At 38.5% G+C, this 26,599-nt stretch carries 31 protein-coding genes and 1 pseudogene; 16 read left to right on the top strand and 16 right to left on the bottom strand.

From position 1 onward, the window contains the following. Nucleotides 1-41: 41 nt before the first annotated feature. The 9 genes and pseudogenes from BTR_RS02605 to BTR_RS02570 form a co-directional block, all read right to left on the bottom strand. Nucleotides 42-620 carry a hypothetical protein gene (locus BTR_RS02605; protein WP_012231004.1) on the bottom strand — a complete coding sequence of 193 codons (579 nt, stop codon included), beginning with the start codon at nt 618-620 and terminating at the stop codon, nt 42-44. Between the two features lie 81 nt (nt 621-701). Further along, nucleotides 702-1,382 carry a hypothetical protein gene (locus BTR_RS02600; protein ID WP_012231005.1) on the bottom strand — a complete coding sequence of 227 codons (681 nt, stop codon included), beginning with the start codon at nt 1,380-1,382 and terminating at the stop codon, nt 702-704. Between the two features lie 1,633 nt (nt 1,383-3,015). Continuing rightward, nucleotides 3,016-8,001, bottom strand: coding sequence for a DEAD/DEAH box helicase (locus tag BTR_RS02595; protein ID WP_012231081.1), 4,986 nt, complete (start codon nt 7,999-8,001; stop codon nt 3,016-3,018). Nucleotides 8,002-8,673: 672 nt separating this feature from the next. Further along, nucleotides 8,674-9,669: pseudogene (locus BTR_RS02590) on the bottom strand (DUF3987 domain-containing protein); the annotation flags it as partial. A 153-nt stretch (nt 9,670-9,822) separates the two neighbouring features. Next, entirely contained in the window at nt 9,823-10,095 is a 273-nt protein-coding gene (locus BTR_RS02585; protein WP_012231080.1) for a type II toxin-antitoxin system RelE/ParE family toxin, read from the bottom strand. After that, nucleotides 10,092-10,382 (bottom strand): CopG family ribbon-helix-helix protein, encoded by a 291-nt coding sequence (locus BTR_RS02580; RefSeq protein ID WP_012231079.1) that lies wholly within the window; start codon nt 10,380-10,382, stop codon nt 10,092-10,094. The genes BTR_RS02585 and BTR_RS02580 overlap by 4 nt, the downstream gene beginning before the upstream one ends. 457 nt (nt 10,383-10,839) lie before the next feature. Further along, on the bottom strand, nt 10,840-10,989 hold the full coding sequence (locus tag BTR_RS13090; RefSeq protein WP_169309786.1) for a hypothetical protein: 150 nt from the start codon (nt 10,987-10,989) through the stop codon (nt 10,840-10,842). Between the two features lie 97 nt (nt 10,990-11,086). Further along, nucleotides 11,087-11,287, bottom strand: a complete 201-nt coding sequence (locus BTR_RS02575; RefSeq protein ID WP_012231078.1) for a helix-turn-helix transcriptional regulator — start codon at nt 11,285-11,287, stop codon at nt 11,087-11,089. Between the two features lie 200 nt (nt 11,288-11,487). Next, nucleotides 11,488-12,654 carry a tyrosine-type recombinase/integrase gene (locus BTR_RS02570; RefSeq protein ID WP_012231077.1) on the bottom strand — a complete coding sequence of 389 codons (1,167 nt, stop codon included), beginning with the start codon at nt 12,652-12,654 and terminating at the stop codon, nt 11,488-11,490. Between the two features lie 227 nt (nt 12,655-12,881). Between BTR_RS02570 and BTR_RS02565 the strand changes: the two genes are divergently transcribed. Continuing rightward, nucleotides 12,882-13,334: a hypothetical protein gene (locus tag BTR_RS02565; RefSeq protein WP_012231076.1), complete on the top strand. Its 453-nt coding sequence runs from the start codon at nt 12,882-12,884 to the stop codon at nt 13,332-13,334. A gap of 3 nt (nt 13,335-13,337) precedes the next feature. Here the strand turns inward: BTR_RS02565 and BTR_RS02560 are convergent, their stop codons facing one another. Then, nucleotides 13,338-13,760 (bottom strand): hypothetical protein, encoded by a 423-nt coding sequence (locus tag BTR_RS02560; protein ID WP_012231075.1) that lies wholly within the window; start codon nt 13,758-13,760, stop codon nt 13,338-13,340. Nucleotides 13,761-13,780: 20 nt separating this feature from the next. Continuing rightward, entirely contained in the window at nt 13,781-13,963 is a 183-nt protein-coding gene (locus BTR_RS12170) for a type II toxin-antitoxin system HicA family toxin (RefSeq protein ID WP_038473319.1), read from the bottom strand. 314 nt (nt 13,964-14,277) lie between these two features. Here BTR_RS12170 and BTR_RS02555 point away from each other — a divergent pair, with 314 nt between their 5' ends. The 4 genes from BTR_RS02555 (at nt 14,278) to BTR_RS02540 (ending at nt 16,788) form a co-directional block, all read left to right on the top strand. After that, the gene (locus tag BTR_RS02555; RefSeq protein ID WP_012231074.1) at nt 14,278-14,592 is read left to right on the top strand and encodes a hypothetical protein; all 315 of its coding nucleotides are present in this window, start codon (nt 14,278-14,280) and stop codon (nt 14,590-14,592) included. 3 nt (nt 14,593-14,595) lie between these two features. Continuing rightward, entirely contained in the window at nt 14,596-15,174 is a 579-nt protein-coding gene (locus tag BTR_RS02550) for a hypothetical protein (protein WP_012231073.1), read from the top strand. Between the two features lie 598 nt (nt 15,175-15,772). Then, nucleotides 15,773-16,513, top strand: coding sequence for a phage regulatory protein/antirepressor Ant (locus tag BTR_RS02545; RefSeq protein ID WP_012230839.1), 741 nt, complete (start codon nt 15,773-15,775; stop codon nt 16,511-16,513). Next, complete coding sequence (locus BTR_RS02540; protein ID WP_012230838.1) at nt 16,510-16,788, top strand: hypothetical protein; 279 nt, start codon at nt 16,510-16,512, stop codon at nt 16,786-16,788. The genes BTR_RS02545 and BTR_RS02540 overlap by 4 nt, the downstream gene beginning before the upstream one ends. Nucleotides 16,789-16,840: 52 nt before the next feature. Here the strand turns inward: BTR_RS02540 and BTR_RS02535 are convergent, their stop codons facing one another. Beyond that, nucleotides 16,841-17,146: a BrnA antitoxin family protein gene (locus BTR_RS02535; protein WP_012230834.1), complete on the bottom strand. Its 306-nt coding sequence runs from the start codon at nt 17,144-17,146 to the stop codon at nt 16,841-16,843. Then, nucleotides 17,124-17,390 (bottom strand): BrnT family toxin, encoded by a 267-nt coding sequence (locus BTR_RS02530; RefSeq protein ID WP_038473250.1) that lies wholly within the window; start codon nt 17,388-17,390, stop codon nt 17,124-17,126. Before BTR_RS02530 ends, BTR_RS02535 begins: the two co-directional genes overlap by 23 nt. 84 nt (nt 17,391-17,474) lie before the next feature. On the opposite strand from BTR_RS02530, the gene BTR_RS02525 reads away from it, so the two are divergent. The 11 genes from BTR_RS02525 (at nt 17,475) to BTR_RS02475 (ending at nt 25,588) form a co-directional block, all read left to right on the top strand. Continuing rightward, nucleotides 17,475-18,026: a hypothetical protein gene (locus BTR_RS02525; RefSeq protein WP_012230827.1), complete on the top strand. Its 552-nt coding sequence runs from the start codon at nt 17,475-17,477 to the stop codon at nt 18,024-18,026. Nucleotides 18,027-18,056: 30 nt separating this feature from the next. Continuing rightward, entirely contained in the window at nt 18,057-19,985 is a 1,929-nt protein-coding gene (locus BTR_RS02520; RefSeq protein ID WP_012230826.1) for a phage terminase large subunit family protein, read from the top strand. Between the two features lie 3 nt (nt 19,986-19,988). Next, complete coding sequence (locus BTR_RS02515; RefSeq protein ID WP_012230825.1) at nt 19,989-20,237, top strand: phage head-tail joining protein; 249 nt, start codon at nt 19,989-19,991, stop codon at nt 20,235-20,237. Then, entirely contained in the window at nt 20,237-21,808 is a 1,572-nt protein-coding gene (locus BTR_RS02510; RefSeq protein ID WP_012230821.1) for a phage portal protein, read from the top strand. The genes BTR_RS02515 and BTR_RS02510 overlap by 1 nt, the downstream gene beginning before the upstream one ends. Further along, nucleotides 21,798-22,865, top strand: a complete 1,068-nt coding sequence (locus BTR_RS02505; RefSeq protein ID WP_038473315.1) for a S49 family peptidase — start codon at nt 21,798-21,800, stop codon at nt 22,863-22,865. Before BTR_RS02510 ends, BTR_RS02505 begins: the two co-directional genes overlap by 11 nt. After that, complete coding sequence (locus tag BTR_RS02500) at nt 22,748-23,128, top strand: hypothetical protein (protein ID WP_244393515.1); 381 nt, start codon at nt 22,748-22,750, stop codon at nt 23,126-23,128. The genes BTR_RS02505 and BTR_RS02500 overlap by 118 nt, the downstream gene beginning before the upstream one ends. Continuing rightward, a complete protein-coding gene (locus BTR_RS02495) occupies nt 23,125-23,493 on the top strand; it encodes a head decoration protein (protein ID WP_012230814.1) in 369 nt (122 codons plus the stop codon). Before BTR_RS02500 ends, BTR_RS02495 begins: the two co-directional genes overlap by 4 nt. Before the next feature lie 12 nt (nt 23,494-23,505). Next, nucleotides 23,506-24,582, top strand: coding sequence for a major capsid protein (locus tag BTR_RS02490; RefSeq protein WP_012231071.1), 1,077 nt, complete (start codon nt 23,506-23,508; stop codon nt 24,580-24,582). A gap of 1 nt (nt 24,583) precedes the next feature. Further along, complete coding sequence (locus BTR_RS02485) at nt 24,584-24,940, top strand: head-tail joining protein (RefSeq protein ID WP_012231070.1); 357 nt, start codon at nt 24,584-24,586, stop codon at nt 24,938-24,940. A gap of 94 nt (nt 24,941-25,034) precedes the next feature. After that, nucleotides 25,035-25,283, top strand: coding sequence for a BrnT family toxin (locus BTR_RS02480; protein ID WP_012231069.1), 249 nt, complete (start codon nt 25,035-25,037; stop codon nt 25,281-25,283). Continuing rightward, nucleotides 25,277-25,588 carry a BrnA antitoxin family protein gene (locus BTR_RS02475; protein ID WP_375694351.1) on the top strand — a complete coding sequence of 104 codons (312 nt, stop codon included), beginning with the start codon at nt 25,277-25,279 and terminating at the stop codon, nt 25,586-25,588. The genes BTR_RS02480 and BTR_RS02475 overlap by 7 nt, the downstream gene beginning before the upstream one ends. Nucleotides 25,589-25,658: 70 nt before the next feature. Here the strand turns inward: BTR_RS02475 and BTR_RS02470 are convergent, their stop codons facing one another. The 3 genes from BTR_RS02470 to BTR_RS02460 are packed head-to-tail and all read right to left on the bottom strand — an operon-like array spanning nt 25,659 to nt 26,556. Further along, complete coding sequence (locus BTR_RS02470; RefSeq protein WP_012231067.1) at nt 25,659-25,931, bottom strand: CopG family antitoxin; 273 nt, start codon at nt 25,929-25,931, stop codon at nt 25,659-25,661. A gap of 45 nt (nt 25,932-25,976) precedes the next feature. Continuing rightward, nucleotides 25,977-26,294: a type II toxin-antitoxin system HicB family antitoxin gene (locus tag BTR_RS02465; protein WP_012231066.1), complete on the bottom strand. Its 318-nt coding sequence runs from the start codon at nt 26,292-26,294 to the stop codon at nt 25,977-25,979. After that, on the bottom strand, nt 26,284-26,556 hold the full coding sequence (locus BTR_RS02460; protein WP_012231065.1) for a toxin HicA: 273 nt from the start codon (nt 26,554-26,556) through the stop codon (nt 26,284-26,286). Before BTR_RS02460 ends, BTR_RS02465 begins: the two co-directional genes overlap by 11 nt. Nucleotides 26,557-26,599: the final 43 nt, after the last annotated feature.

Here is a 26,599-nt window from a genome sequence, read left to right as displayed (position 1 = left end):
GAAAGCAGGCGCCCCCACAACGCCCGCCGCTGCTTTATTGATTAAACCCAGACAATTTCTAACTCGCCATAAGGAGAGAGACGTTCAATATAGGTTTTAACCTTAGTAGAGCCGCCGACATTTTCACGAATAACAGCAATGCCATGGATATGAGCATTTTCAAAAATATGCACGTCATTTGCTATACGCGCGTTTTCATAAACCCTAGCATTGTCATAAATATAGGCATTATCATAAATAATAGCCTTGCCATACACATGAGCATTGCCATAGACACGGGAATTATCAGAAACAACGGCATTGCCATAAACATGCGCATTATCATAAATATAGCCAGCAGCGATAGCATTATCATAAACGCGGGCATGACCATAGATATGACCACAAGCGACAGCCTTGCCAAAAACCCTTGCGTTTTCATAAACGTGAGCATTTTTAAACACAAGAGCATCATCATAGACCCAGCAATTGCCATCATGAGAGAGGTTATCTTCCTTTTCGATAAAGCCCCCCAAGGCACCAGCTTTAACATCAGAAAAGTCTTTTAATGCTTGGATACGATAAAGGGTATGATTACCAAATACACGCGTTTCATTTGTGAGTGCAAACTTTTTTTGCATAACACAATTCCTTTATAAAGAAGATTAAATTTTAGAATGAGATTTTTAAAGAGGGGCGCCCCTGCCGCGCCCGCGCGTTATTTACGCAGCATCATTTTCATATTCGCTGTCATTATCATCGTCATAATACCATTCACAATCAGCATAATATTCATCACGATAATAATCATCTTCACTACCAAATTCTGGATATGCATCATCACAAATATCTTCATTAGCAGTTAGAGAGGCATTACTATGAATATAAGAATTCCCTGAGATAAGAGCATCACAAACCACGGCATCATCACAAATATGAGCATGATCAGTGACGCGGGCGTTATCATAAATTTTAGCATTACCTTCAATTACAACGGCATTGCTAACATGAGCATTGCCTGAAAGTTTAGCATTGTCCTTTAATGTTCTTCCTTCAAAAATAGCATTCCCATAAATTTGAGCATTGCCATAGACATCAACAAAAAAGCTTTTGATTTTCGCATTTCCGAAAACCCGTGCATTTTGAAAGACGCGTGCTTTATTATAAACCCAGCAATTACCCTCATGAGAGAGATTCTCTTCACTTTCAATATAGCCACCTAAGTCCCCTTTTTTGACATCATCAAAATCTCTTAAAGCTCTAATTCGAGTTAAGAAATGACCATCGATATATTCACCATCATCAATAAATTCGTATTTTTTTGCAGGCTCTTGTTTATTAACAGATGCGCTTTCATTTGAAATGTTAGAGAGAACGGAGGCGTTTTTTGATATATTTGTCATATTTAAAACCTGTTTGAATAATATTGTTATTGACAGCCCAGAAGGGCGCCGGGTGCTAACAAACACGGCAAACAGTCCGTCGTTACACTTTTCTCATAAAGAGTATTGTATGGTGTAACCACACCCGACATAATCATTATATGCTAATCATAACATAAAAGACAGTCAGTATTTTAAAAGATGGGAAAGATTGTTTCGTAATCTACCCGCTTGATGTTTAAGTGTTTCTATCACTTGAGTATTTATATAACAAAATACGTATTTATTGTCAAATGATATTTTATCTTTTTTGATATTTTTTTAAATACGTTGTGTATTGATAATATCTTATGCTTATGAATTGCTTCTTTTATATTTATATATATTTAAAGCTATATTATGGGCTTTCTGAAACGATTGCGTTATATTTTGAATCTATACATTTATAATATTTAGAAACGCTCTCATAATGCGTATTTTTATCCTTATAACCTATCTGTTTTTTCACTAAATGAATTTAAAATTTTTTGTGAATTTTGTTTATAACGCATTTGCAACTTAACAGCTTTTTATAGAGATGGTCTTTATAACCAACGCATTCATTTGCATTTTTGCTTTATTCAAATAAAGCTACTGTTTTTACGCATTCTTTATAACCGTTATATGCTTTACAGCCACCGCATCATTTTTCATTTTCATAAGAGAAAAGATAAATAGGATAATTGCGATTTATAGACTGTTATGAAAACACTTATGAAAATATCTAAAGAGAGATTGATCATTATAGAGATTAGCAAAATCCCTTTTAATAGGCTTTTGTCAGTTGTGTCAGTTTTGTCAGTTCCTTTTAGACCCTCTATTATTTTTTTAAATGCGTAAAAACTAAAAACATTATATTTCAATAGGTTAACATTTTAAAATGCAACCCATATCGAAAATACAACCTTAAATACAATTAATAATATATATTTGTCAGTTATCTGTCAGTAAATTGAACCGACAAAAGTGATCATTTTAGTGAGTGATTAACACGTGTCTTATGAAAAGCATATGACCCTTTAAAGCTTTTAAAAAGATAGCTTGTAACTCATAAGAGATGCTATCAAGATCATTAGGTTATGAGTTTTGGGGGGGCTTTTTATAGGTATTATTTTATTTTTTTAATTAGAAATAAAAGTTATTATATTTCAATATGTTAATGTTTTAAAGAAACAACCTATATTAAATACAATCCGTAAATACAATCTATAATATATATAAAAAGGGGTTTTGTAGGGGTTTTGGGGGTTTTAAGAACCGACAAAACCTATATAAGTAAAATGAATATATATAACTCTCTTTAAACAAAGCTTTTGAGAACAATAAAGCACTCATTTTAGATTACGGTATAATCTCTTAAAGGCAATGTAAAAAAATCTAACTCTATTTAAGATGGGGTTTCTTATAAATCTTAAAGCAATCCAAATAACAGTATCTAAAAGTGCAAGTTTCTTCTTTTTAGGATAACGCATGATAAATTATCCTTTTAAAGATTGTATGTAAGCAATGTATAAAGGGGGTATAGAGTATAAAGGGGAGTATAGGAACCTATAGGTATAAGACCTTACACCCCTTATGCGTTTATCATACCCAGTATGTGAGCATGCTTTATAAGTTATTCAGTTTCTCTAATTTCTAATTTTGGTAAATTCTTAACAATTTTGATTGTTTCTAAACTTACCGTAATAACCCTTTGAAACAATTCTAGAGGGTAGGCAGGGTTGCCAATGGTTTCAACAGCATAGCGATTAGCATCATTAACAATACCACTCTTTTTATCAGTCTTAACACATTGACGCCCCATAACCCATTCAAGAGCGGGTCTACCATTGACGATATACTCATAAGCTTCAAGAGGGATATCTGTTATTGTGATATTGCTGTTATAAATAACAGTGGATTTATCCTTTTCCTTACTATTCTTAATTTTTGCGAATTTCATTTCAGTTACATAATAGAATTTTTCGGGATTAGAGATCTCTGTAACTTTTGGATTGCCTTTTTTAAAGGTCACGGGGTAAGGCTCTACATCTTCATAATTCACGTGCAAATAACCTAGTTCACGTCCTGCTGTTACAAATTTCCAAAAATCATCAGCACTCTTTACACAAGGGATACGAGGCAATTCTTTGCATAAATTATGTGCATAACGTGTACGATAATCTTCTGAATGAAGTAAACCGTAAACATAATAGAACAAATCATCTTTAGTGATTTTTTCATTAGGATAAGCAGCTTTAAAATGGTCTAGACCTTCATCAGTAATAGCATCATGCCTCTGTAAACCAACTGTTGCGCTTGCTTCTGTAAATAAATGGGATTGTTTCTTGTTTTTATCTTTTAAAGATTCAGTGTCTTCGTAAATATAGCGTGGAAAACATTGGCTAGTATCCATTGAGTGATAATTAGGCAAATCCTTAGTCATAAGAGCAGAAAATCCGCTTCTTGCTCCTATGCCTGTAATTTGTATTACTTTATTCTCTACCGTTTCTCCTATCGGGAATATACGCGGCATTTGATAAACTGATTCATTAAAGATGCTATTGTAATAAAGCCATTGCTGTATAAAAGGACGATAAAGGCTTTGTGTAAGGCATATATTTTCAAATTCGGAAATTTTTCCTCTTAATAATGCTCCTTTGAGAGTACTGCTCCAACTTATCTTTCTCTCATCTGTATCAACAAAATCATTTACAACTTTTACACGTAACTTACGTTCAGCATGTGGATAGGTATCGTTAAAACGTTTCACTTCGCTATTATAGAAGGCAATTATATTACTCATATTCTTGCCTAAAACCTTACGGCTTGAGTTATATGCCCAAGCATCACGACCAGTTGAGATACCACACGAAAAATTTTCAAAGAGCTTTTTATCATTACCCTTTTTGTCTCCTATAGCTAAAAATGCTTCAAAGCTTTCATCACGTTGATGAATCCAATCGCTATGTTTATTTGGCGTAATCATTTGCCAGCCTTGTTCGCGTGTAACGCCATTGACACTACCAAAATACTTCAGTGTCTCCAGCTTTTCTGTAGTCGTAAAATTATCACCAATGTCATGATAGTAAATTTTACAAGGTCCAAAAGCATTGGGATTTTTGATAAATAGTGTTACAGCAATACCCGTCATACTACCATTGCCAAAAACATTTTCACCTTCTTGAGCAGCTCCATTGCTTAACATATTTTTACGAAGATCACCCCGCAAATTAAGCACATAAATACTGGTAAATTCTTTGGCTAAAGATTTTCGTAAACCGTCCATTGCTGTTTTTTCTATGTAACCAGAACCAGAAACAAAGCCAATCACACCACAGTCTTTTATACGGTCACTAGCCCAGCAAATTGCTCGTACATAGCTATCATAAAGTTTGTTTCGATTTATTATTTTTGTTGAATTCGATATATATTTTTTACGAATATGATCATCTAATATGGGGTAAGATGTATTTTTTGCGTTATCGTTTTCACTTTTTTGACCAGAAGAATAAGGCGGATTACCAAAGATAACTTTGATATCCAGTTTCTTTTGATGTTCCAAATATTCACTGTTTTCTTTGAATAATTTTTGTAGCAGATTCTTCTCTTCAAGCATCCGAAACGTATCGGTCAAACCAATATGCTTAAAGGGAATGTACTCACCTTTCATGATACTATGATAAGTCGATTCAATGTTAATCGCTGCTATGTAATAGGCGAGTAAAACAATCTCATTGGCATGGATATCATTTCGGAACTTATATTCCATATCCTCTGTTTTGATGAGATCTGATTGTAAAAGCCTTGTAATAAAGGTACCCGTTCCAGTAAAAGGGTCAAGAATAGAGACACCCCGTGACCCCAAGCTTTTTCCAAATTCATTACGCAATACATCATCAACAGAATGAATGATAAAATCCACAACCTCAACGGGCGTATAAACAATCCCAAGCCTATCCGTGGTTTTCTTAAATGCCTTGGAAAAGAAATCCTCATAGAGTTTGATAATAAGGTTCTGTCTTGCTTGGGGTTCGGTAATCCCAGAGGCGCGGAATTTTACACTGTTATAAAACCCTTGGAGTTCCAAAGACTCTTGCTTGATATCGGTTTTATCCAACTCAGCTAAAATCCTTTCCATCGCTTGTGAGATGCTATTGTTCTGGACAAATTCATTGCCCTCAAACAAGGCTTCAAACACGGGACGCGTCACAAGATGTTGTCCTAACATCTCAAGCGCTTCATCTTGCGTAATACTGTCATTTAAATTGCTCTTTAATTCCTTATGAAACGCATCAAAAGCACACCGCGCTTTGCCTTTCTCATCAGAAAGAATATCTTTAAGATGATTGATATGGTTTTGTGCAATCTCAGCAACATTGTTCGCCCATATGCCCCAATAATCAGAAAGGGTTGATCTTTTAATCAGAACCGTTTTAAGGGCGCGAGGGAATGCCGCCATAAAGTTAAAGCTTGTTTGACCATTATGCGTAGAAAGTGATTTACGAATTGGAGAGACATTGCTTGCGCTTGCATGCTCTGGTCTTGCTTGAAGAGGGATATCATCAACAACCGTGGTGACATTCTCTAAATCCATATTTTGAGAAACCGTTATAATCTCTAAAATAGGGCTTACATCTTGTCCTAAATTCATCTGATTAAGCGTTTTACTAAAATTCTCATCATGAGAAAGCAGGGCATCGAGAACTTGCCAAACAACACTGTATTTTGGATTGTTCTTTAAAGCTTTTTCGGGGGCAATCCCAGCAGGGACCCCAACGGGTAAAATGATATAACCTCTTTTTTTGCCCTTCGCGCGCCGCATCACACGTCCTACCGCCTGTATCACATCGACTTGGCTTTTACGCGGGTGTAAAAACATCACCGCATCCAAGGTAGGCACATCCACCCCCTCAGACAAACATCTTACATTGGTGAGCACACGACAGTGATTTTCCCCCACATTTTCTTCCAACCAATCCAGTTTTCTTGACCGTTCTTTGGCACCATCCTTCCCATCAATATGATCAATTTCACAGATCAGACGGGGCGTATCGGGGTGTTTTTGATAAAGTCTGTTGAAAATCCTCTTAACACCTTTTCCTTGAAAGGTATCACGGATATTTTTAGAGGTCTTGATATCTTTACAAAAAGCCAAGGCACGACGCATGGGAGCCGTATCATCTCCAAGATCATTTTTCAGATCCAGTTTGGTTAAAGCTTGATAACAGCCAACAATTTTTGTTCTATAATCTAAAATAAGTTCATAATCTTTACTTGTGGTAGGCATCTCCATGGTTTCACTGATTTTCCCCTCATCAACCCCCAAAACAATAATCTTATAAGGGGTTAACAGTTCATTCTTGACCGCATCAGTGAAGCTATAAGTATAAAGCGCTTTTCCATAAATGGCTTCATTATCCATAGAGGCTAAAACAGCATCAACCTCATCAGCACGCCTTTTGGCATGGTTACTAAAGATACGAGGCGTTGCCGTCATATAGAGACGTTTCTTGCCTCGAATAAGAGTGTTATCATGAACCTTGATAAAATCAGATTCATTGTCCTCTGTTCCTAATGAAGCCCCCGTTGTTCTATGCGCTTCATCACAAATAATCAAATCAAAGGCTGCTAAACCATGATCCTTTTGTGCATCAACAATGACTTGTATTGATTGATAGGTCGCAAAAATAACACTCATCGCATGGGGTGAAGCGTTGCCTACTTTCTCGACAAGCCTAGAGGCATCGGTTGTCGCAGGGAGGGCTAAATCAGATGCCGATATTTCCCCATCATCCTCTTGGTTTTTACGACGCTTGCCGATTTGCTTATCGGAACACACCGCAAAGCAACGCAAGGGCACTTGTGCATCGGCTGTCCATTCACGAATGCTTTGTGACATCAAGGCAAGAGAAGGGACCAAAAACAATACATGCTTGCCAGTTCCTGCTATGTGTTCAGCTATCTTCAAACTGGTGAAAGTCTTGCCCGTTCCACATGCCATAATCAGCTTGCCACGGTCTGCTTCTTGTAAACCCTCACAAACCGCTTTGAGCGCTTCTTTCTGATGATCTAAAAGCTTTTTCTTCTTTTGCTCGTAAAGAACAATGTTGCCCGTCTTATCAAAAATACCCCAATCGATTTGACTATTGTCCATATCAAACAGATTAATCCGATAAACCGGAACCGCTTGCCCTTCAATCATGGTATTGGCATTTTCGCTTAAATCTCTTTCTGTACTATCAATGAGCAGACGGTATTTAAATCTCTTTTTACCAGAAATAGCGATAAAGCTTTCAATATCATCTTGGGTAATCTGATGATTGGTCTCATAAAATTGACAGCGAATAGCAACGTAATCGTCTTGATCACGAATTTTAGCCACTAAATCAATATCGGTGTCTGTATCGCTTCCTTTCCATCCCTTTTCGTCAGCGACCTCTCTATAAGTTTGAACCTTTTCGTATTCTTGGCATTGAAGCGGGTCTTGCGTCAAATAGGCAATGACAAACTTTTCAAAAGCAGCCTGCTTTTCTTGCTCTGATATCGCTTGTTCACGATAAGATTGTAAGAGCGCGCGTAAAGAGACATGTTTGTTATCAGAATAAAGAGGGTGAGACATAAAGAACGACTCCATGACAATATATTCTAAAGATCGATTCTCTTCAAAAGAATCAAAATGAAGCTTATTAAATCCATTTAGGATAAATAGCGAGTGTCAGATGAAGTGAAATTCTTGCAAAACCAGAATTTTTTTTCAAAAAGGGATTTTTAAAGGTTGTTTGTCAACAGCCTATGATGCATGGTTAGATCAGCAAAGTAGTAAAATTTGCTATTCGTTTCACGGGTTAATCAAGATAAATGCACTTATGTTCTTTAAAATATCAGAATGAGTATTTTGATAAGTTTTATTACGAATTTTTCTTATAGGTTTTGAAGGTGTAAAAACCGTCAAAACCCCCTCAAAACGTATATTATTGGTTGAATTTATAGGTTGTGTTATCAATATAGGTTGTTTTTTTAAGGTCTATAAAATATTAACACATTGAAATATAATGTTTTTATTTTTTATCGTTTTTTTACATAATAGCAGCAACCCTCAAAACTCAAAACCCCTTCAAAACTCATAGAGGTTGTGTTTTGGATATCTTTAGACACAAGATTTAAAAGAACCTCTTTATGTCTCTTCTTTAAAAAATGATAAAACAAAAACCCTCAAAGATACTACGTAAACCCTTTGTTGGTACGATAAGATCTTTGAAGGTTTTAAGGATAACAAAAGATTACAATGACTTCATTGTTTGATGCTGTTGTTTTTAACGAAAGGATGCCATTCATAACGTATGGTAGGGCGACCGCTTTGAGAGCTATTTTCATTTGCTATTGGACGAATATGATTGGAGCGACATAAAAGCTCTAAAGCTTGCTTAACGGTTTGATTATCTTTTAAATGCGTCCAACTTCTTTGATGAATATCACGTAAAGTAAAGACATCGGGTAAATGATTACAACGCTCGACAATCAATTTTGCCCCCTCTGTTGCTAAGCTATCCGCCGCCGCATAAAGCCTTTTGACATGACTGAACAAATATTTTTCCCATCGCAAGGCTGTTTGAAGGGCATCTTTATTGATTTCAAAACGCCCCCCTTCAGTTAATTCAAAAATCAATGCAAGACTTACTATGGTCTTAGGCATTTTCAAAAGATGCGCTTGTAAGCTTTCAGAAAGCTTATTCTCTTTGGCTTATTTAAAAATCTTTTGCATCCATTCACGAAAGATCTCTTGAGCTTCAGCAGAAAAGCGCATCACAAGCGGATATTCTGGTGAACCAAGGGGGTTATCATAAAGAGAACGAAATGCCCCTTCATACGTTTCCCATGCCTCTTGATTGGGAGGTCTATCAACCCATTTCCAATCTTTTGTCTCATCGGGAAAGACCAGCATTTGAAAGCGTTGTAAGAAACCATCATTGCCTTTGCCATATAAAACATTGCGTATAAAGGGGAGAATGCGAGAGGGTTGAATGCCCCCTATAATAGAAACGGTTGCATTAGGAATAAAAATGGTTCCACGCCCAATCCGGTCATAAGTAAATTGACCATCTCCATTAAAAGCTTCCAAATAAAAGGCACGCTCTGTTTGATATTCCTTGCGTTCCATATCTGTTAAGAAACCGGATAATTCATCACGCACCATCAAGAGACCGCGGGGATTTTCTTTTAAGAGTTCCCCAAGCTTTTCCACGCTCGTATCATTGACAATAAAACGAGAGACATCATCGTCACTTTTACGAGTAAGAAACTAAATGGTGTGCAAAGCGATCATGCAATCATATTCTCGCAATATTAGAAAAGTAATAATTTATCATTACTTACTGATATAGAGTGCAGTATTTAAAAAAATAATTTGCTTCAATTACCAAATAAATAAAAATACAGTTGATTAAGGGAATTTTTGCTTTGTATGAAGCACACGTAAAATACGAACAACGCCATCTGAAATATCATAAATCATGATATAATTTGGATGTACAATAAATTCACGTGTATTTACAACTCGTCCTAAACGACCAAGAGTAGAAAACTTAACGAGTTTTTCTATCTTTTCAGATAAAAGTTGATCAAACTTTAAGGCAGCAGAAGGATTATTTTGTGATATGTATTCACGTATCTTTTTGCGGTCAACGCGTGCTACTTGTGTCCAAATTAGCTTCATAAAGTTGATCTATCTAGTTTACTTTGTATTTTTAAGCGCCATTCCTTTGCTTCTGCTTCGATTTCCTCAGAAGATATTATATCGCCTGCATTAGCAGAATTTATCCCTAATTGAACCTGTTCCCGAAACCATAAATCGTGTGCACTTCTTTCTTTTTGTTCTTTTACGATATCGCGCATATAATCTCGCAACAATTGTGCACCAGATCTATCACACGCTTTTGCTGCTTTGGAAAATTCATTTTTCAATACATCATCAACGCGAAAGGTAAATGTCGTCTCAGCCATTTTATTACCTCTTAATGTGTTACAAAATAATTCTAATGTAATACATTTTGACTATTTCTTCAATAGGTACTGTTAGAATAGATATTTTCTATCTATCTTGCATTTTCATATCCAAAACATGATTGTTGTTTACATATAAAAAACTTATAATTTAATTCACATTATTTTATGGGATAAAATATTAATTTTGATCTAAATTAATATTTTTACTTAATATGATACAATTTTGTGCATATTTATGAGTTTCTCGTGATTACAAGATACAGAAAATCAAAAACTTGGATTGTTAGAATACGCTAACAAAAATGATTTTGCTTCACTCCATATTGAATAGAAACTGTAAATAGAAGGAAAGCTTGGTGCTTTAATCGAAAAAACAGAGCAGGGGATTGTTATTGACACTTGAGTTTTTTGTATAGCCAATTTTCTCTTGATGTTTTAGAACTTCTTAAGGACGTTAGTGAGTGTAATTTATAAGGTACGCCAATTTATTAAGGAATAACAGCCTATCATCATGAGCGGGGCAATGAGTAAGTCCATAACGCCCATGCCAACTACCACGCAAGGCACGTGTAATGCCCCGCGCATTCTTAAAAGAACACATCATTTTAAATCCTATAACGTTGCGTCACAGGACGGATTGTGCTAGCTCTAAGGTGATGAGTTTGAGAAAGCCTTGTCCGTCCTTACGTGACAAGTTTTTTTTATGCCGCGTCGTTATAACGTTGCTGTTTCGCTTGTTCGATTACATTCAAAAGATCCGATTGTAACCAACGGGATAAAAAACCAAATTTTAAAGGTTTTGGGAGAGAGCCATTGGTAACATGACGGCGGAAAGTTGAGACACTCATATGAAGCAATTTTGCACTTTCACGGTCTGTTAAAAGACTATCATTTTCTGTCATTCTAAAATCCTTTTATTTTCAAAAAATGGAAACAAATTATGCCTATTTATTAAGCACATTTTGGTTTATTTTTGAAGGTATTTTATTTATAGAAAACAGTATTTTATCATATAATTTCTGATGTGATAATTTATGAGTCTTATTGATAAAGAATGAGAGAGAAAGTTATCCACAGATCATGGGGTTATGCACCCCATATCTTAAGATTGACCGGTGACATAAGCCGCCCATTTATCCATATAGACACGACGCTGTTCTAAATAGTCAGTACGACGATAGGCACGCTCTACTTTACCCCCTACCGTATGAGCTAAAATGGTTTCAGCGACCTCATAGGGGGCATCGGTTGTTTCAGCAAGCCAATCGCGTAAACTAGAGCGAAATCCATGCGGGCAGGCATCAAGTTTATTTTTTTTCATATATTTTGACATAACATTCTCAGCAAGAGGACCTCGACCAGTTGCAGAAAAAAAGAAATCATTACGAGAAAGCAGACGCGCTTGTTCAATAATTTTCAGTGCTTCTGTTGATAGAGGCACGCGAAATTCTTTTGTTGTATCACGCCTTCCTTTCATATTCTCAGCAGGAATAGTCCATATATTCCCATCAACCTGATCCTTATGAATATAACGTAAGGAATGCGTACGAACGCCTGTCAAGATGAGCAAACGCAAAGCCAGTTGTGTTATAGCTGTTGTTTGGCAAAGTGTTTTATAAAAAGCGGGTATATCTCTCCAATCCATTGCTGGTCTATTAGTGATCTTATGACGTTGTTTTCCTAAAAGAGCGCGTGCTTTTTCTGTTGCTTGTAAATCAACATCCAAACCCAAAGCAGCCGCATGTTTGAGACAAAGTTTGAGACGCATCAGTGCTGTCCGAGCAGCTCCAGCTTTTGTATGCCAAATAGGGGCAAGGGTATCGCGTATCTCTGTTTGCGTAATTTCTGAAACGGGTAAACAGCCTAATTTAGGGAGAATATGAAGGCGTAAAGGTAAAAACCAAATTCCATCTTTCCCATCCCCTTTTAATTCAGCTTTATGGCTTTCAAAAGCATCTAAAGCAATATCTTTTAAATAATGGAGATTGCTTATTGTCTCACGCTTTTGTTTATTGCGTTCTTTAATAGGGTCACGCCCCTCACGTAATACAGAACGCCACCCAGTTGCCAATTCACGGGCTTGTTTTAAAGAAACATGTCTTAAAGCACCCAAGCCCATTTCACGACGACGCCCGTGAAGGGTATACCGTAAAATCCATTGAGCACCTCCATCTTTACGTTTGTGAAGAAGCAAGCCGGCACCATCATTATATTTACCAGCCCCCAATGTTGCGACAGATCTTGCATTAAGACGGTTCATAAGAGCCATTTTTTAATCCTTTCTTATACAAATTTGATCCACACACTCATCCCACTTGTTATGTGCAAATGAGTGGTTTTGATTGAAGCAATATAAACTGATTTAAAATGAGACAATCTTAGGTTATTCGGGACTCTTATGCAATATGAATAACGCTAGATTATCATTAAAATCAATGTGTTATACGGAGTAAGGGATGTATCAGAGAACCCAACGGTCGTATCTCACGGACAAAAATGCCTCATGACCCCATTGAGAAATTAGCAATAGAAATGCGTGCCAAACGCTTTGGCTTGACCATAGAAGAAGCAAAAAATCCGCTTTCCGGTACCTATATCGGACGGCTTTATCTGCAAGGTGTGATTAACCAAGATCAGTATGATGCAGCACAAAAATACCTTGAAGTGAGAAATAATTACCTCTGTGCAAAAGCCTTACCAAATGCAATTTATGATGATTTTACTCCTTCATCAAATGAAAAGGCACAACAACGATGGATTGAAAGAGCAACTCATTGTTATGAAGAAATGAAAGGGGTTATCAAAGAAGCACAATGTTTTTACCATCAATATAATCTTCATGCCGCATTACAATATCTTGTTAGTGAAGATCAATCACTATCTCATCTTGTAGGTTCGCTGTATGTTGCTCTTAATGCGCTCCATAAACATTTTACGCAAAACCAATAAGTTTCAAGCGGCATCTTGGATACTAATGGTAACTTCTTTGCCAAGAGTAATAAGAGTGGATTCTAAAGAGTCTAATTTTGTTGCGTGGTTTAAATCCAATAATCGGTCAATTTGTATTGGATTGAGTTTTAAAAGACGCGTAAGATCAGCTTTGCGTAAATTCTTTTCAACCATAGCGTTGTGTATTGCAATTTTTAAAATAACTAATGAAGATACTTCAACAAAAGGATAGGCAGCATCACGAGCTCCAAAAGGGACAACTTCTCGATCTTGGAAACGCCCCATAATAACTGTTAAAAGGGCATTTTTAGCGTGTTCCAAAGCCTCTTTTTCGTCGTTACCATAGGTAATAAATTCTTGAAAGTCTTTGGAAACGACAAGAAGAGTATCATTGTCATCTTTGATAAATTTAAGTGCATATTTCATTTACATCTCCATATTCAGACTTACCTTAGGTCAAGATCTTTAAGAATCTTTTGAACTAATCCCGTTCCTAATTCTTTCCGCGTACCATGCATAGGTAAAACGGATTTTTTAGAACCACGTTTTACAAGCAAATGGCCACCTTTCCCTGAGGTAAAACTGCAACCATGTTTCGTAAGATATCTTTTTAATTCTTGACTGTTCATAAATATAATATAACATCTAAAATGTTTAAATACAACATAAATGTTGTTATTTGTATAAAATTAAAGATTGGCTTTTAAAATACTAAGTTTTGATCAAAAAAATTAAAAATATATAATATCGTGATTTTTCTATTGACAATACGTGAAAAATCGTATTTAGTGGCAGTACGGCACTAGTTGTATTGTATCTAAAGTTCAAAAATATCCCCTAAAATTTGATAAAATATTAAGCTTTCAAGAGGGCTTAAAGTACTGTTTTTATTGATAAAACAGACTAATCTATTTTGCACATATCAAACGCCATTCAGTAACCAATGATGTCATTAATTCATTGCCTCAAAAGGAGCGAAGATGAAAGCACTGTTCGTTTTGAAACTTCAACTCCCAATAATCCATTTGTTGAGATTTCTAATCAAGTCTACGCACGTCTCAAGCGTGCAAATGCTGCTAAACCCTTTGTTGATGTCAAAACAAAAATAAAACCCGACAAGACAATTGAACAGATTAAGCAGGTAAAAAAAGAACCCAACCAAACATCATCTGAAACAGTAACAGAGGAACCCTCATTCGAAAAACCAAAAGCACCTACAGCTTCCAAGCCATCAATATCTACCCCCCAAAAGGCTTAAAAGTTGAAATTAATTATCCACCAAAAATGGTATCTTCAACAGGTAAAAGATACCTTCACAAGCCTTCAAGCCCCTCGCCTTAATTGGGCTCTGCGTAATGCTCTAAACACTGCAGCAAAACAAGTTGAACGCTTTACTGAAAAGCAAGTTACCGACATCTCATCAGCCCAAATAAAGCGTATAAGAAGAGGTGTTTATATTAAAGACAAGGCTACCGCACAGTTTCTCGAGACAGATATCATTGGTTCTGGAACACCGATACCTCTTAAATTTTTTAAAGCAAGAGAAACAAAACGCGGCGTAACTTACACACTGTTTAAAAAGAAAGAAATCTTGCCCCATGGTTTTATCATGGGAGGCAGTTTTCCAAAACGTGTTGAGTTAAAAATGGGAGGGAATGTGTTTCAAAGAGATGATGGAGACCAATTCCCCATTGCAAAACAAGAAGGACCATCAATTGCTAAAGTGATGTCCAAGCCAGAGATTGCAAGCGCTATTGCACAATATGCCAATGAAAGATTAACCAAAAATATACAGAGACAACTTAAACGTCAAGAATACGCTGCTAATAAAAAAGGCTAGATCATGTTCTCAAGCTTTATCTCTATATTCCATATCTTTATGAGTTTAAGCATTCCCTATTCTTATTGCAATTTAAAAAAAAGACCATCATTTATGCTTTGTTTTTTCCATAAAAAAGTCAATAAAATCAATTCAAAAGGTACTTCCCAGCGGGTTGGCTTCGTTGCGGGGCGGACGAGCGCGAACTATCGCTAGCGACAGAATTTTCAAAATGACTGTACATTGTACACATAATATATTGAAAAATAACGAATTTAATGTGTATTCATATACACACTGTACAATAGCGTATTATTTTTAGAAAAAAGTTTTTATCACTTGACAAGGCAGTGACGTTATGCATATTGTCGAATCAGGTGCCTAAGAAACACCTCAAAACAACAAGCGGATTGGTTGCCGAAATAATCAGTCTTCCGCACATTGTAAAGGCTTTGACTCATTATGCGCGTATAGCGTATACTGGTCTTGTCGGGTGTGGTTATGTCATAAAATACCCTTTCGGGGGAAAAGCATAACGACGGGCTTGTTGCCGTGTTTCTTAGCACCCGGCGCTCTTTTGGAGTGTCATTAAGAAACATCTATCAACAAGGAGTTCATTATGAACACTCTTATAAAAATTAGAGAAAGCACTGCTAATAGTGCTACCACTCAGACTATGTCTAGTCGCGAAATTGCTGAGTTGTGCGGTAAAAGACATGACCATGTCATGCGTGACATTAAACAAATGTTAGGAGAATTAAACTCTGAAAGTACTGCCCCCAAATTTGGGGTGAGTGATTTTTCAGGATTATACAAAGACTCAACAGGGCGTACACTTCCTTGTTACAACCTTCCAAAGCGTGAATGTCTAATTCTTGTTTCTGGTTATAACACTACTTTACGAGCAAAGATTATTGACCGTTGGCAAGAATTGGAAAAGCAAATAGCAACACCACAAGTTGACTATTCTAAACCCGAAGCATTACTTGGTGTCTTGAATCACCTACAAAATCAAATCGAGAAGAAGGATAACACCATTGCTGAATTGACTCCAAAAGCAGAAGCTTTAGAAGGTTTAAAGCGCTCTGATGGTTTGTTTGGTCTTATTGAAGCTGCAAAGATATTAGAGGTGCGACCAAAGGACTTAACCGATTACTTGCGCAAACATGACTGGGTCTATCGACGGGCTCCAGGAGCACCTCTGTTGCCTTATCAAGACAAGATCAAGAAAGGATTCATGGATTGCCCTGCTATCACCATTCAAAGACCGGATGGTACAGAAAAGGTACTCCCTTCCACAAAAATCACATCGAGAGGATTGGCATGTTTGAGAGAACAAATCCATGGAGGTGTGCAATGAAAACCAGTATTGATTTTTTATGCGATTTGTGGATGGCGTTGTATCAGTTTTCTGATCGTGATGATGTTGAAGATAAAGCTTTTAGTGCTCTCATTGAAACTATGGATGCGATAGAAAAAACTTTAATTTTAAAGCTTCAAGATGAAAGTCCGAATGCACTCAAAATTTTAGCAATGATTACAAATTTTGGAGCCTTAAAACCTCCTCCGATTATGGAACCTTTGTTGAAAACTTATGAACCGAATTTCGAGAGCCCTATTAAAAAGGTTGCTTAAGTTCAAAAACAGAAGTCCCCTCCCCGTTCTCAAAAATGGGGAGAGGGTTATCTTAACAACCGCTTGCTTTTTTTAAGACTTCACCCATACGTGTGCGCCAATCTTTTCCTTGTTTTTTAAAAGAAGCAATAACGTTTGGGTCGAGACGGAGAGTAACCGCTTGTTTAGGAGATTCAACGGGGGGACGCCCACGTTTACGGCGCTCTTCTGTTACATACTTAAAAAAGGAGGCTGGTAAAACGTCTTTAGCTGGCTTTAAGCGTGCAAGCTCTTCATCTGTCAATGGTGGAGAATCCACAGCATCCCAATTTTCTTTTGCGTAATCACATCCTGCTTCAAAGGTTTTTTTGATAGTCATTGAAAACCTCTCTTTCTTTTTTATTAGCTCGACGAAAACTGATAATGGATATTGCTTCATTGCCAAGCTTTGCAAAAACAATAACTGTTGTGCCATCCGCAAAATGTCCAAGAGCCTTCATGCGGTTTGAATGGGTTGCATCAATAAGGGCATGCTCCCAATCAAAGTAAATAACATCAGCAAAATCAAGCTTATGTTTAATAATGTTCAAAGCTCTTTTTGGTTCATCCCACACTATCTTCATATATTTTATGTACACGAAAAATAAAACCTTGTCAATAATTAAAGTGTACAATAATTCGTATAAACCATTCAAAATGGAGCCACTATGACTAAGAAAACGCGTAAGGGTTTATCGCTTCGGGCATTTGCAAAAAAGATGCGTGTTTCTCCTAATGCGGTGGTTTCTCGATTTAAGACAGGAAAATTTGATGCTGCTCTTTTTGAAGATGGTTCTGTCAATGAAGCGCTTGCAACAGCCATCTGGAATGAGAATCCAACAAAACGCCCTGCTCCATTTTTAGCACCGGATGGTCAACCGCGAACAAAGATCAAACAAACCTCTACAGAGGGCGCTAATGAATACAAGATTAAACTGGAGCGAATGCAAGTTGCTCTTGAAAGCGAGAAGATTGCCCTTGAACGCTTACGCGAAACAACCGTTGACCGTGAAGAAGTCAAGAGAGCAGCGCGTGAGTTTGGAAGAGCACACCGTGACGCCATGTTGAATTTTCCGCATCGATTTGGTGCAAGCATTGCCGCACAAGTTGGATGTGATGCTGCAAGTCTGATCGGTGCCATTGATTATTACATACGAAAGGCTTTGCTTGAAGCTGTTCATATTCCAGTTCCTTATCATGATCCTCAACCTCCAGAATGAGAGAGTTTTGGAGCGAGCAAAGAATGAATAATGGATGAGAATGCTGTTACAGAATTTTTCGCCCATGCCAATGATGCAAGACAACCGGACCCACCGTATACGGTTTCCCAATGGGCGGATAAGAATAGATACCTTAGCACCGTAGCCAGTGCTGAACCTGGATTGTGGAGAACAAAACGCACCCCCTATTTGCGCGAAATCATGGATAATCTTTCTTCTCACAAACCGATTGAAACAACCATTGTCATGAAAGGAGCGCAGGTTGGCATGTCAGAGGCAGGATTGAATTTCTGCGGTTATGCTATTCATTATAGTCCAGGACCTGCCCTTTATGTCATGCCGACCGTTGAGACAGCCAAAAAGCTTTCAAAGACGCGGCTTGATCCCATGATTATGGCAAGTCCAGTTTTAAGTGAACGCATAGCCCCAGCGCGAACACGTGACAGCGGGAATACCATGTTTTCGAAAGAGTTTGATGGTGGAGCACTGATGCTTACAGGAGCAAACAGTGCAGCTGGTCTGCGTTCTATGCCTATTCGTTATCTGATTTTGGATGAAGTGGATGGTTATCCTCTCAGTGTCGATAACGAAGGTGATCCAGTGATGATTGCGGAAAAGCGCACATCAACCTTTGTACAACGAAAGATCTTTAAATTGTCCACCCCAACCCATCGTGACACAAGCCGTATTGCCAAGGATTTTGTGCTAGGAGACCAGCGATATTACAACGTGCCTTGTGATGAATGTGGTACACTCCAGCCGATTGTTTGGTCACAAATCAAATGGCCAAAAGGAGCTCCCGAAAAAGCTGTTTTTGTTTGTGCGCATTGTGGTCATGAACATGCCGAACACCGAAAAACAGATCTCATGTGTGAAGAAAGAGGTGCATGCTGGGTCCCAACCAGTGAGTCAAGCAGACCGAATTTGCGTTCTTATCATATTTCGGCACTCTATTCACCTTGGCTTACATGGGGGGAATGTGCAAGAGAGTTTTTAAATGCCAAAGATGATCCAGCTCTTCTACAGCCTTTTGTCAATACAGTTCTTGGAGAGCCATGGGAGGACAGAACAGGCGAAGTTGTTGATCCAGACAGCCTCTATGCAAAACGCGAAGATTATCCCCTTGCACCAGAACAAGCCGTCGTGTTGACAGCAGGCATTGATGTGCAAAATGATCGTTTAGAGCTTGAAGTGGTGGGATGGGGGCGTAGTGAAGAAAGTTGGCATATTGATTACCAAGTTATCCTTGGTGACCCCTCTTCTTTTGAAGTGTGGGACCAATTGGATGAATATCTTGCAAAACGCTGGCCGCATCCAGGCTATAAAGAGGGGATTAGGATAACAGCGGCTTGTATTGATACTGGTGGTGGACATACACAGGCAGTTTATAATTATGTACGCCCGCGGGAGGGGCGGCGTATCTGGGGCATTAAGGGACAAGCTGGCTGGCGTGCGGTCTGGCCACGCCGACCAAGCAAAAACAATAAAGGACAGATTAATCTTTATATTGTTGGGGTTGACGCCGCGAAAGATATCATTACAGCACGGTTTAAAAAATCAGGTCCTGAAGCAACGGGGGCTGGTGCAACACACTTTCACAAAAGCCTTGACCCGGAATATTTTGACCAGCTAACCGCTGAAAGAAAAGTCATTAAATATTTTAAAGGCTTCAAGCGTATTGAATGGCAAAAAAGTGAAAAGGCAAGAAACGAAGCCTTGGATTGTAGGGTCTATGCTTATGCTGCTTTGCAAGGTCTGATTTCGGCAGGAATAAACCTTAACCGAGAAGTCGATATCTTAGAAGAGCGTTTGGAAAAACTTAAAATTGAAGGCGCTTTAGAGCAGCCAACATCAGAACATGTGCCCTCCCCTTCTCCAAAAAGATTGCAGGCAGCACAGCCTCAAAAGAAGCCATTCAGAACAGTGATAAATCCTTATATGCGAGGGGATTGGAGGTAATTTGTGGATGAAACTTTAGAACCAATTAATAGAAAAATTGACAGACTGGAAAGTTTAAAAAGGCGGCGTGAACAAATTGAAGAGGCTCTTTATTCGGGAGCGCAATCAGTGCGTCATGGCGATAAGCAAGTAAGCAACCGCTCTGTTGAGGAACTTCGCAGAGCTCTTGAGATGCTGAATAAGCAAATAGCGGACCTTGAAGGGCGCAAAGGTTCACGCGTGTTCTATTTTAATATCTCACGAGGCTATTAATGGCTGGTTTGTTCAATAAAATTACAGGCTTTTTTACAATTTCTCGTCAACACAATCCCCATTTTGAAGCGGCAAGCAAAAGCCGCCGTATGAGTGGTTTTGACCCTGCAAAAAAACATATCAATAAAGCGATTGAAGAATGTGGTGATACCATTGTTGCTCGTTCAAGATGGCTTTATGACAATGAATCTCTTTATGGGTCTGCAACGGAGGAATGGGTCTCTGCGGCTGTCAGTGATGGGATTAAACCTTATCCTCGCATTGAAGGCTTTCAAGAAGAAAAGAAAAAGCTTTTAGACTTATGGTGGCAATGGGTTGATGAAGCAGACTACGACGAAGATGCCAGCTTTTATGGTCTGCAAGCAACCATTGCACGAGAGGTCTTTTTAACCGGCGAATGCTTTGTAAGATTGCATTATGTTGACCTTTATGGGTGCTCTGGTGTGCCTCTTCAGTTGCAAGTTTATCCTACTGAAATGCTAGATCTCACCTATAATGAACCGGCTGAGATTGAAGGCAATTACATTCGTATGGGAATTGAATTCGATGCCAGTGGTAAGCGCGTTGCTTATCATTTCTGGAAACATCACCCCTATGATGATTACCCTGCAAACAAAGCATTTAAGAGTCAAGAGCGCATACGTGTGCCTGCTGAAATGGTCATTCATATCAAAGAGCGCCGGATTGCTGGACAATTGCGCGGTTCTCCAAAAATAACGCGCTGTATGACAAAAATCTTTCAACTCGAATCCTATGATGATGCAGAACTTGAACGAAAAAAAACAGCGGCTCTTTTTGCGGTATTTATTACAGGGAAGGAATCTCATGAGGCAGAGTTAGAGGAGAATCGTGAAAAAACGAAAATTGAACAGAAGGTGGAAAAGAAGGTTGAAGAGGTCCCCGAAGAGTATCCAATTTACCCTGGCTCGGTTAACGTGGTCGATGGTGAAAAACAAATTACATTCTCAAATCCTGTTGAGGTTGGTGGCTCTTATGAGGCTTTTCAATTTCGCAATATTTCAAGAATTTGTTCTGCTCTCAATATGCCTTATGCTGTTGTGACAGGAGATGTTACGCGGGGGAACTTCTCCAATGTGCGAACCTCTATCATTCAGTTTAGACGGCACGTCAAACAATGGCGAGAACATATCATTGCTTTTCAGTTTAATCGAATTGTTTGGGCACGCTTTGTCGAAATGGCAGTGCTTGGCAAATGCGTGAATTTACCAGGATGGGAAGAAAATTCCTTGCCATGGCTTCAATGTGAAAGCTTTGCACCACCCCTTGAAATGATTGATCCCATCAAGGATATCACGGCAGAAAAAGAAGAAATTCGTGCTGGCTTGAAAACACGACGTATGGCACTAGCCGAGCGCGGCTTTGATATTGATAACATTCATGCCGAACTCGAAGAAGAACGCACAGATGCACGCACGCGGGGTTTATCCTTTGATACCGATAATGCGCTAGCGCCCTCTGCTAGCAATCAACTAATTGATACTGAAGATTCAGAGACTTCTGAGAGTTATGAAAGTAACCAAGACAGTAAGGCGCAGGCAAATGGTGAATAATCTTGACATGCCGTTTTTGGCATCACGGCTTTTTGGTGTTCCTCATATGCTTGCATCGACAAAGCTTGATATCATCCTTAATGCTCTTGCCCCACGGCTTTTTGAAGGAGAAAAATTTGCCATGAGAGCATTGTTAGAAAAGAATGGGGCTCCTTTCAGACCACCAGAAACTTACGTAGTGCAAAACAATGTTGCTATAATACCCGTTCATGGCACGCTTGTACGCCGCGGTGCATGGCTTGGAGCTTTATCGGGTTTGACTTCTTATGAAGGTTTAAGGGCTTCTTTTCGTGAAGCCATTGCACAGCCTGATGTGAATGCTGTCTTACTTGATATTGATAGTGGTGGGGGAGAAGCCGGTGGCATCTTTGATTTGGTTGAAGAGTTTCAAACCCTTTCAAAACAATATGCCAAGCCCATTTGGGCGCATGCCAATGAATTTGCTTGCTCGGCGGCTTATGCCATTGCTTGTGCGGCTTCTCAAATATGGATTACACGCACCGGTGTTGTAGGCTCCATTGGGGTTGTTTGCGCCCATCTTGACCAATCTCGTGCGGATGAGAAACAGGGGCTTAAATGGACCTTTGTTTTTGAAGGTGATCACAAAACGCATGGCAATCCTCACGAACCCTTGAGCGATACAGCACAGATAAAAATGCAAGCCGATTGCACCCTGCTCTACGAAATGTTTGTCGATTGGGTTGCAAAAAACAGACCTCTGAGTGCGGACGCAATTCGTGACACAAAAGCAGAAACTTTTATAGGCACCCAAGCTTTAGAGCTTGGATTAGCAGATGCGCAGGGCACTCTTGCGCAAGCTTTGGAAGCCTTAACGGATTCCATATCACAAACCCCAACAGCAACAAAAAAAGGACAAAACACATGGCACGCACCCTATACCGCGCTAGAGAAGATGATGATGAAAAAATTGTCGACGTCATCAATGAGGACGAAGAGGACGAAAACGAGAGCGACATTGACGAAGACACTCAAGACTTCGACGAAGAAGAGGAAAACGAAGACGAAGATGAGGACGAAGATAAACAAGAAAGCGTAAAAGCGGCTCTTGAAAAGGAAAGAAAACGTGGCGAGGCACTGACAAACCTTGAAAGGCAAGCAAAGCGCTTAGGCGTTTCTTTTGATGCAGCAAAAGCCATTAAAAGCGGCATGAGTGTTGAGAAAGCAAAAAATGTTGTTTTAACCGCAGCTGTCTCGAAAAGCGCATCTTTAAAACTATCAACCACAGCTCCCCATAGAGATGGGACGAGCAAGGAAAAAATTCATGCAAAATGGGAAACAGCTTGGAGGACAATAAAATGAGTCAAGTTTTTTATGAAGACATCCGCAATGGCGCTTATCTTGGACCCTACGATACGGATATGTCAAACGAAGAAGTGGTTTTTGCTTCAGGAGCATTCATTGAAGCAGGAACTGTCATGGGAAAAATTACCGCGTCAAAAAAATATACCCCCCTTAATCCAGCAGCATCAGATGGCAGTCAAATCCCTGCGGGGATTTCTTTTGCCACTGTTGATGCAACAGAGGCAGATCAACGTGCCGTGATGACAGCACGCTTATGCACTGTAAAGGCTTCTGAACTACTATGGCCAGATGCCATTACAGATGAAAAAAAAAGTGCTGCCATTCAGTCTCTTGAAGACCATAACAATATTTTATTGCGATAGGAGAATGCGCACATGGATATGAACTTTTTTAAACACGACGCTTTCTCAAGCATCACAATGATGAAAGCCATTGAAAACTATGAGTTTCAACCTGGTCTTGTAAGCTCTCTTAATCTTTTTGAGGAAGTTGAAACCAGTACCACAGTGGTTGGGATTGAACGGCGTGATAATACATTTTCCCTTATTCAAACCAGTGAACGTGGCGCACCTTTGGCAGAAGGTGATAGAGAGGGTCGTAATCTTCGGTTTTTCAAAACAACACGGATTGCCAAAAGTGATACCGTAAAATCAGAAGAAATCCAGAACCGTCGTGAATTTGGCACAGAAGATCAGTTAGAGACAGCAATGAAATATATTGCCAGAAAACAAAAGAAACTGATTTCTGAAATCGAATTGACATGGGAAAACATGCAACTTGGCGCTGTTCAAGGTGTTGTCCTTGATGCTGATGGCTCGGTGATTGTAGATTGGTACAAGGAATGGGAAATTACTCCCCCAAAGCCAATTGATTTTAAACTCAATGTTGAGACAACCAATGTTGCAGACCATGTTGATCAAGTCATTATGAAAATGATTGAAGCTTCAAAGGGAGCGTTTTCTGATCGTTCACGCATTATTGGGCTTTGTGGAAATGAATTTTTCTCCAAATTGAAAAACCATAAAACAATTCGTGAGACTTATCTCAACACAGCTCTTGCACAAACTTTAAATAGCGCCGGAGGTGTTGCAACACCAAGCGCTCTTGGCTCGGGCAGCTTTGGCAGTTTTGACTTTGCTGGTGTCACTTTCATTAATTACCGGAGTATCCACAACTATAATGTAAGTGCGAAAGCTGGAACAAAGCGCGCCATAGGCATTAAGCCTGATGAATGTCAATTCTTGCCTGCCAATGCACCGGGAGTGTTTCAAAAAACCTTTGCACCGGGAGAAAGTTTGGATTTTGCCAACACGGTTGGAAAACCGCTCTACACCATGTTGATTGTTGATCACGACCGTAACGCATGGGTAAAACCGGAGGTATACAGCTATCCGCTTTATATTTGCACGCGTCCTGAAATGCTCTTTAAAGCGGTTAGTGGAGGAAAATAACATGCGATGGCACGGGTTGCTAAACCAAATGATTCAAGACGTGCGCAACACTTTTGGGCAGCCCATCATCTACACGCGAAAGGACAATCAGCAATCTTTTCGTATCACAGCAATTTACGGCATTAAGCATTCAGAATCGGACGCCGGTGGCAGAATCCCCACGACAATTGCAAGAAAGGAACTTGATGTTTGTATCAATGATATCGGGGGAATACCACCAAAACCTCAAGATAGCGTTGTAGTTATGACGCTTGAAAGTACGAAAGATAGCTTTTCTCAAGAGCATTTTATTGTGACGGATGTACAGGCTTCGGAATCTGGCATGTATAAGCTTATTTTACGTGCACAGGAACGCTGATGTTACCAAGAGAAATTTAAAGGAAATAAACACTAAAGATATTTTGTATCACTTTTATTATTGACCTCTTTGAATAAATGTAATACATTAATTTATGATTATTACTTATGATGAAATTAAACGACACAAAAACATTGAAAAACATGGGCTTGATTTTGCTGATCTTCAAATAGAATTTTTTGAAACAGCGATCATCCTTCCAGCAAAGCAAGGACGTTTTATGGCTATTAATGTTTTTACCAATAATGTTATTGCAGTCGTTTTTGCTACACTTGGCGATGAAGCGGTTTCTATCATTTCTATGAGACGTGCGAGCAAAAAAGAAAGGAGTTTAATATTATGACGAAATATCCATATATTAAACCTCTCACCGATGAAGAAGAGGCTGAAATTCAAAAAGAAATTGCATATGATCCAGACGCTCCAGAAGCGACAGATGAACAAATTGCTCAAGCAAAATCATTTGCAGAAGTATTTCCTGATTTAGCTGAAAGCATTAAACGTTCTCGAGGGCGACCACAAATTGATAACCCTAAAGAGCAAGTATCAATTCGTTTGTCACCAGATGTTTTAAAAAAACTTAAAGCCTTGGGTCGTGGGTGGCAATCAAAAGTCGATGACATTTTACGTAAAGCAGTTGGGTTATAAGGCTTTTGTTTATACTATAACACATTTTAATGTCTCTCTGTTTGCTCTATTATTAATAATAGGCGCAAAGTTAATTACAGTGACTTGTTCGTAAATCTTTTTCGATCAAATGTCTGACATAGCGTGTATAAGGAATAGCTTGATTTTTCGCTTTTTCCTTTAAAGCTTTCATAAGTGCTTGAGGCAAGCGAATATTTATAGAAGCTTCTTTAGGTAAGAATTCAAAATAAACGGGTTTAAAACCAGTTAAGTCATAATCCGTAAGATTAGCAGTATCAACGAAGTTTTCTGCTTCTTCATCCGTTTTGAAAACGGGTATTTGTTTTAATTGAGAGGTTTCCATAAAAATTTATCTTTTTTTGGTGCGTATAAGCTGCCTTTAAAAGCTTTAAAGTTTAGAAGAAATATATCTATTTAAACTTACACCATTTTCGGCAGCTTGAATTGCTAGTTTTCTATGAAGTTCTGGTGGAATTCTTAATTGAAACTTACCACTATATTTACCATGTGACAAAGGCACAGGAACTTCTTCTCCATTATGCTGCATGTCCTCAACAACCTCTGAAACGAGATCCATAATGCCTTTTAAAGCTCTCTCTGCTTGAACATCTAACCATGAAAGAGATGGGAATTCTGCACATAATCCGACATATTCCTCATCTTCTTGCGACCACAAAACACGATATGTATAATGATTATTGTTCATGTTTCATCCTTTCTATCGCTTGTAAGACTTGTTTAACCTGATAAGCTTTTGCTTTATTACCAGAATCTTTTTGAATATTCACACGAGGATCACCAAGCCACGGTGTTTTAAAAACAAAGTGGCTTGTACCATTGTTCCGTGGTTCTCCAAAGAAATAGACACATACAGCCAACAAATCTGAAAACTTAATGTTCTTTGGTGATGCTTTCATCAAGCTGATTATTTTTTCAACTTTATTACTCATAACCAATAATAGTATCATTATTAATCCTAGTCAATCACTTTATACACTTAATTGAACAGGA

The sequence above is a fragment of the Bartonella tribocorum CIP 105476 genome (assembly GCF_000196435.1).
GTDB lineage: Bacteria > Pseudomonadota > Alphaproteobacteria > Rhizobiales > Rhizobiaceae > Bartonella > Bartonella tribocorum.
This window is presented reverse-complemented; position numbering and strand designations above follow the sequence as displayed.